Below are 5,749 nucleotides of genomic sequence, written 5' to 3'. Positions count from 1 at the left end.
ATCAATGACGAGGGGCTCGTCCTCTACGATTCCACCATCATTCTCGAATATCTCGACGAGGCCTATCCCCAGCCACCGCTCCTTCCCCGCAATCCAGCGGCCAGAGCGCGCTCGCGGTTGGACGAGCTTTTCGCCGACGAGATCCTGTTTGCCGCGCTGCGGCCGCTGATGCACCGCAACGAGCCGCCGACGACGGATCGCAACAAGCGCGCAGCACAGGAGACGGACGCGCTGATCGCCGAGGCCGAGCTCGAGCAGCGCTATTGCGGGCTCAACGAGAGGCTGGCGGGTCGCGATTATTTCGGCGAGGCCCTCTCGGTGGCCGATATCGGCATGTTCATGAGCGTGTTCTGGGCCGTGCGCCTCGGCGGCCCGGCGCTTGCACGCTATCCCGACCTCTCAGCCTGGTTCAGCCGGTTGGGCAGTCGGCCGGCCTTTGCAACAGCGGTGGAGGAGGTCGAGGAAGCGGACCGGCGACTGTCCTACCCCGTCAAACGCCGCTGAAAGCTCCCGGTTTCGATTGCAGCGCTGGCCTGCGGGCGCTAAACGCTTCGCGCATGACCAGCCCCATCCGCATCGCCCCTTCCATCCTCTCCGCAGATTTCTCGAAACTCGGGGAGGAGGTTCGCGCCATCGATGCGGCGGGCGCCGACTGGATCCATTGCGATGTGATGGACGGGCATTTCGTGCCGAACATCACCTTCGGCCCGGACGTGCTGAAGGCGATCCGCCCGCACACCAAGAAGTTTTTCGACGTGCATCTGATGATCGCGCCGGTCGACCCCTATGTCGAAGCCTTCGCCAAGGCGGGCGCTGACCTGATCTCGTTCCATGTCGAGGCCGGCCCGCACGCGCATCGGACCCTGCAGGCCATCAAGGCGCAAGGCAAGCAGGCCGGCATCGTGCTCAATCCCGGCACGCCGGAAAGCGCCATCGAGCCGCTCCTGAACGATGTCGACCTGATTCTGCTGATGACCGTCAATCCGGGCTTTGGCGGCCAGAGCTTCATCCATTCCGTGGTCGAGAAGATCGCGCGGGTGCGCGCCATGATCGGCGAGCGTCCGATCGCACTCGAGATCGATGGCGGCGCCACGCCGGAAACGGCACCATTGGCCGCGAAAGCCGGCGCCAACGTGCTCGTCGCCGGCTCGGCAGTGTTCAAGGGCGGGCCATCGGCCTATGCCGGCAATATCGCCGCGATCCGCCAGGCGGCGGAAGCCGCCCGCGGCGACTGGGTTTGAATTTGTAACTGCGCCGTCATTCCGGGCGCAGCGAAGCGAAGCTCCGGAGCCCATTGCAGTGCGCCTTGCTCTGCGATGGTGTCTGGATCGGCGTGGCTTCGCCGCTTGTCCGGAATCACGTCGCGCGCTGTCCTGAAAGGCCAACCATGATCCCGCGCTATTCCCGTCCCGAGATGGTCGCCATCTGGGAGCCGCAGACGAGGTTCCGGATCTGGTTCGAGATCGAGGCGCATGCCACCGACAAGCTGGCCGAGCTCGGCGTCGTGCCGAAGGAGGCCGCGGCGACGATCTGGGCCAAGGCCAGGGACGCGGTCTTCGATGTCGCCCGCATCGACGAGATCGAGCGCGTCACCAAGCATGACGTCATCGCCTTCCTGACGCACCTGGCCGAGATCGTTGGCCCCGAGGCGCGTTTCGTGCACCAGGGCATGACCTCGTCGGACATTCTCGACACGACGCTGTCGGTGCAGCTGGCCCGCGCCACCGATATCCTGATCGCCGATGTCGATGCGCTGCTGGCCGCGATCAAGCGCCGGGCGTTCGAGCACAAGTTCACGCCGACGATCGGCCGCTCGCACGGCATCCATGCCGAGCCGGTGACCTTCGGCCTCAAGCTGGCGCAGGCCTATGCCGAGTTCAGCCGCTGCCGGGACCGTCTGGTTGCGGCGCGCTCCGAGATCGCGACCTGCGCGATTTCCGGCGCGGTCGGCACCTTCGCCAATATCGACCCGCAGGTCGAAGCCCATGTCGCCGAGAAGATGGGCCTGGCCGTCGAGCCGGTCTCGACACAGGTGATCCCACGCGACCGTCACGCCATGTATTTTGCGACGCTTGGCGTCGTTGCCTCCTGCGTCGAGCGCTTGGCGACCGAGATCCGCCATCTCCAGCGCACCGAGGTTTATGAGGCGGAGGAGTTTTTCTCGCCGGGCCAGAAGGGCTCTTCGGCGATGCCGCACAAGCGCAATCCGGTGCTGACCGAGAACCTGACCGGTCTTTCGCGGCTCGTTCGCGGCATGGTGACGCCGGCGCTCGAGAATGTCGCGCTCTGGCACGAGCGGGACATCTCGCATTCCTCGGTCGAGCGCATGATCGGCCCCGATGCCACGGTGACGCTCGATTTCGCGCTCGCGCGGCTTACAGGCGTCGTCGACAAGCTGCTGGTCTATCCGCAGAACATGCGCAAGAATCTCGACCGGCTCGGCGGCCTGCATAATTCGCAGCGCGTCCTGCTCGCCTTGACGCAGGCCGGCGCCAGCCGCGAGGAGAGCTATTCGCTGGTTCAACGCAACGCGATGCGCACCTGGGAACATGGCGAGGATTTTCTCACCAATCTCAAGACCGACAAGGACGTGACGGCGAAGCTCTCGGCTGCCGAGCTCGAGGCGATGTTCGACGAGGGCTATCACTTCAAGCATGTCGATACGATCTTCGCGCGCGTCTTCGGGTAGCCTGAACCCATGCGGATTGCCGTCCTCGCCGATATCCATGGCAATCTCGCTGCGCTCGCAGGCGGAAGCCCGCATGCGCGCTACGGCATTACCGAGCGCTGCCGCGCGGGCTGGCGCTTTTCGTTTCACACCCTACGTTACGACCTGGTCCGCTGCGGCTGACCTTGCCCTGTCCCGGGGCCGACGCGACTAGGCTTATGCCCTGTCGCGTGGCCTCGCCCTGAAACCCGATTGATTGCAATGCGCTCGTCCGACGCCGACATCCTCATCATTCCTGGCTGGTCCGGCTCCGGCGCGGACCATTGGCAGAGCCGCTGGGAGGCCAAGCTCACCACCGCCCGGCGCATCGAGCAGGACGATTGGTACAAACCCGCCCGGGACGCCTGGGCAAACCGGATCGTCGCCGCCGTCCGCGCAGCCAAGCGGCCGGTGGTTCTGGTTGCCCATTCCGCCGGCGTCAGCGCGGTGGCGCATGCGGCAGAGCATCTGAAGCCCGGCGAAGTCGCGGGAGCTTTCCTGGTTGCGCCGGCCTCCGAGCGCGCGAAGCAGGCGATCCCCGGTATGGCGCACGACTTCATCGCGCATCGGCGCGAGAAACTGCCGTTCCCCGCCATCCTCATCTCCAGCACGACCGATCCCTACTGCACGCAGGATGAAGCAAGGGCGCTGGCCGAGGCCTGGGGCGCCGAGTTCGTCGATGCCGGCGATGGCGGCCATCTCAATTCAGAATCCGGGCATGGTCCCTGGCCGGACGGTCTGCTGCGCTTCGCAACCTTCCTCAAGACACTGTAGTACTGCCCGGCAAACGAAACCCGCCCCGGATCGCTCCGGGACGGGATGGTCGGATCAGGATCGATTAGCAGCCGAGATCAATTCTCGACGTAGGTTATCTTGCCGTCGGCGCCCTTCTTCCAGGTGTAGACGGTGTAGTCCGGACGGGTGATGTCGCCCTTCTTGTCGAAGGAGATGTCGCCGATCACGGTCTTCACGGCCTCCCCACCATGGAGCGCGGCGGCAATCTTCTTCGGGTCGGTCGAGTTCGCGCGCTTGGCGCCTTCGGCCATGATCTGCACGGCGGCGTAGCTGTACAGCGTATAGGCTTCCGGCTTGAACTTGCGCGCCTCGAACTTCTTGAGGACGGCAGCCGCCTCGGGTCGCTTCTGCGGGTCCGGCGGGAAGGTCATCAGCGTGCCTTCAACGCCGGGACCGCCGATCGTGGCGAACTCGTCGGTGGTGATGCCGTCGCCGGAGACCAGCACGGTCTTCAGGCCCTGGTCGCGCATCTGGCGTACGATCAGGCCGCCTTCGGTGTGCAGGCCACCCCAGTAGAGGTAGTCGGCACCGGCCGCCTTGATCTTGGAGACGAGGGCCGAGAAGTCCTTCTCGCCCGCATTCACGCCTTCATAGAGCACTTCCTTGACGCCGCCGGCATTGAGGCCCTTCTTGGTCTCGTCTGCGAGGCCCTGGCCATAGGTCGTCTTGTCGTGGACGACGGCGATCTTCTTGTCCTTGAAGTTCTTCAGAAGATAGGCGGCGGCGACGCTGCCCTGCTGGTCGTCGCGACCGCAGGTCCGGAAGGTGTTCCAGAGACCGCGCTCGGTAACCTTCGGGTTAGTGGCCGAGGGGCTGATCATCAGGATGCCGTTCTCGGCATAGACTTCGGATGCCGGCATCGTGACGCCGGAGTTGAAGTGACCGACCACCCACTTGACGCCGTCGCCGACGAACTTGTTGGCGACAGAGACGCCTTGCTTCGGATCGGAGACGTCGTCGCCGACCGAGACGGTGATCTTCTGGCCGAGCACGCCGCCGGCCGCATTGATATCCTCCACCGCCTGCTCGACGCCGTTCTTGAGCTGCGCGCCAAAGGCTGCGTTCGGGCCGGTGATCGGGCCGCCTACGCCGAGCTTGATCTGAGCATTGGCCACGCCGGAGAAGGCGAGGACCGCGCCGAGCGCGATACCGCCCAACAGCAGTTTCTTCATGAGATGAGACTCCCCTGTATTGTCACTATGAACGGGCCAAAGTTTCGGCCCGTCTCGGCGCGTGGTGCCACCGTGAAATGCAGTCTTGCGCTTTTTCGACGGTCTGTCACGCGGCAAGCTCGGTGTGGTTTTTCGCTCTTTCGGAGGGGGTTAGCCGCCTTCCCGGGGCTTCCAGCCGAAGGGTCCGGTGCGCTCATAGAGCCAGCGATATTGCGTCGTCATCTGCCGGGCGCGGTTGTAGCGCCAGCCGGCGAAGCCGAAGGCCATCAGCACGATCGTGTCGATGATATAATAGTGCAGGGTCAGCAGGGTGGCCTGGAACAGGGCAAAATGGATGAAGCGGACGAAGAGGCCCAGCACGAGAATATAGAGCACCAGCTGGAATGCCGGCCGCCAGGTCATCGCCACCGCCCGCCCGGTCATCCAGGCCGCCCAGCCGCCCATGATGACGGTGACCAGCAGGAACAACCAGATGGTCGGCTCCTCGTAGATTATGCCTTGCATCGTTGTGCTCCTAGGATCGTGAGCCTGATGTCGACCGCATGTCGCTCTGAAACGCGATACGTCATACGGCTCTAGTGCCGCCCGCCTTCGAGATAGGCGGCGCGCACCTGCGGGTTCGCCAGCAGTTCCTGGCCGGTGCCGCTCATGGTGATGACGCCGTTGACCATGACATAGCCGCGATGGGCGAGCTTCAGGGCGTGGAAGGCGTTCTGCTCGACCAGGAACACGGTCAGCCCCTGCGTCCGGTTGAGTTCGCGGATCGCCTCGAAGATCTGCTTGACGATCAGTGGCGCCAACCCGAGCGACGGCTCGTCGAGCAGCAGCAGCTTCGGCCGCGCCATGAGCGCGCGCGCGATCGCCACCATCTGCTGCTCGCCGCCCGAAAGTGTGCCGCCGCGCTGCTGCAGGCGCTCGCGAATGCGCGGAAAGAGCTCGCAGATCTTTTCGAGATCCTCTTCGAAATGGGCGAGGTCGCGCACTGCGGCGCCCATCTGCAGGTTCTCGAACACGGTCATGCGCGGGAAGATGCGGCGTCCTTCCGGCGATTGCGCGATGCCCAGCCGGGCGATCT

Annotated in this window: 8 protein-coding genes; 5 read left to right on the top strand and 3 right to left on the bottom strand. The window is 64.8% G+C overall.

Annotated features, from left to right (window positions below; translation table 11 throughout):
- The 5 genes from AC1DRP_RS34350 to AC1DRP_RS34330 form a co-directional block, all read left to right on the top strand.
- A partial coding sequence (locus AC1DRP_RS34350) for a glutathione S-transferase family protein (RefSeq protein ID WP_476770873.1) occupies positions 1-504 on the top strand: 504 nt, incomplete at its 5' end.
- Positions 505-557: 53 nt separating this feature from the next.
- Entirely contained in the window at positions 558-1,241 is a 684-nt protein-coding gene (rpe, locus tag AC1DRP_RS34345; RefSeq protein WP_441506201.1) for a ribulose-phosphate 3-epimerase, read from the top strand.
- A 146-nt stretch (positions 1,242-1,387) separates the two neighbouring features.
- Positions 1,388-2,689: an adenylosuccinate lyase gene (purB, locus tag AC1DRP_RS34340; protein ID WP_441506200.1), complete on the top strand. Its 1,302-nt coding sequence runs from the start codon at positions 1,388-1,390 to the stop codon at positions 2,687-2,689.
- 9 nt (positions 2,690-2,698) lie between these two features.
- Positions 2,699-2,851, top strand: coding sequence for a hypothetical protein (locus AC1DRP_RS34335; RefSeq protein ID WP_441506199.1), 153 nt, complete (start codon positions 2,699-2,701; stop codon positions 2,849-2,851).
- Between the two features lie 78 nt (positions 2,852-2,929).
- Complete coding sequence (locus tag AC1DRP_RS34330) at positions 2,930-3,481, top strand: RBBP9/YdeN family alpha/beta hydrolase (protein ID WP_441506198.1); 552 nt, start codon at positions 2,930-2,932, stop codon at positions 3,479-3,481.
- Positions 3,482-3,558: 77 nt separating this feature from the next.
- Here AC1DRP_RS34330 and AC1DRP_RS34325 read toward each other — a convergent pair whose 3' ends face one another.
- From AC1DRP_RS34325 to AC1DRP_RS34315, 3 genes are all read right to left on the bottom strand, one after another.
- Entirely contained in the window at positions 3,559-4,674 is a 1,116-nt protein-coding gene (locus AC1DRP_RS34325; RefSeq protein WP_113514109.1) for a branched-chain amino acid ABC transporter substrate-binding protein, read from the bottom strand.
- Positions 4,675-4,824: 150 nt separating this feature from the next.
- Positions 4,825-5,178, bottom strand: a complete 354-nt coding sequence (locus AC1DRP_RS34320; RefSeq protein ID WP_441506197.1) for a DUF6867 family protein — start codon at positions 5,176-5,178, stop codon at positions 4,825-4,827.
- Between the two features lie 71 nt (positions 5,179-5,249).
- A partial coding sequence (locus AC1DRP_RS34315) for an ABC transporter ATP-binding protein (protein WP_476770872.1) occupies positions 5,250-5,749 on the bottom strand: 500 nt, incomplete at its 5' end.

Source organism: Allobosea sp. 01N443 (genome assembly GCF_056399325.1).
The sequence above is the reverse complement of the archived record's forward strand: the minus strand, read 5'-3'. Positions and strand labels throughout refer to the sequence as shown.

Coding starts and splice junctions, on each gene's coding strand:
- rpe (WP_441506201.1), top strand. CDS start 558: ATGACCAGCCCCATCCGCATCGCCCCTTCCATCCTCTCCGCAGATTTC.
- purB (WP_441506200.1), top strand. CDS start 1,388: ATGATCCCGCGCTATTCCCGTCCCGAGATGGTCGCCATCTGGGAGCCG.
- AC1DRP_RS34335 (WP_441506199.1), top strand. CDS start 2,699: ATGCGGATTGCCGTCCTCGCCGATATCCATGGCAATCTCGCTGCGCTC.
- AC1DRP_RS34330 (WP_441506198.1), top strand. CDS start 2,930: ATGCGCTCGTCCGACGCCGACATCCTCATCATTCCTGGCTGGTCCGGC.
- AC1DRP_RS34325 (WP_113514109.1), bottom strand. CDS start 4,674: ATGAAGAAACTGCTGTTGGGCGGTATCGCGCTCGGCGCGGTCCTCGCC.
- AC1DRP_RS34320 (WP_441506197.1), bottom strand. CDS start 5,178: ATGCAAGGCATAATCTACGAGGAGCCGACCATCTGGTTGTTCCTGCTG.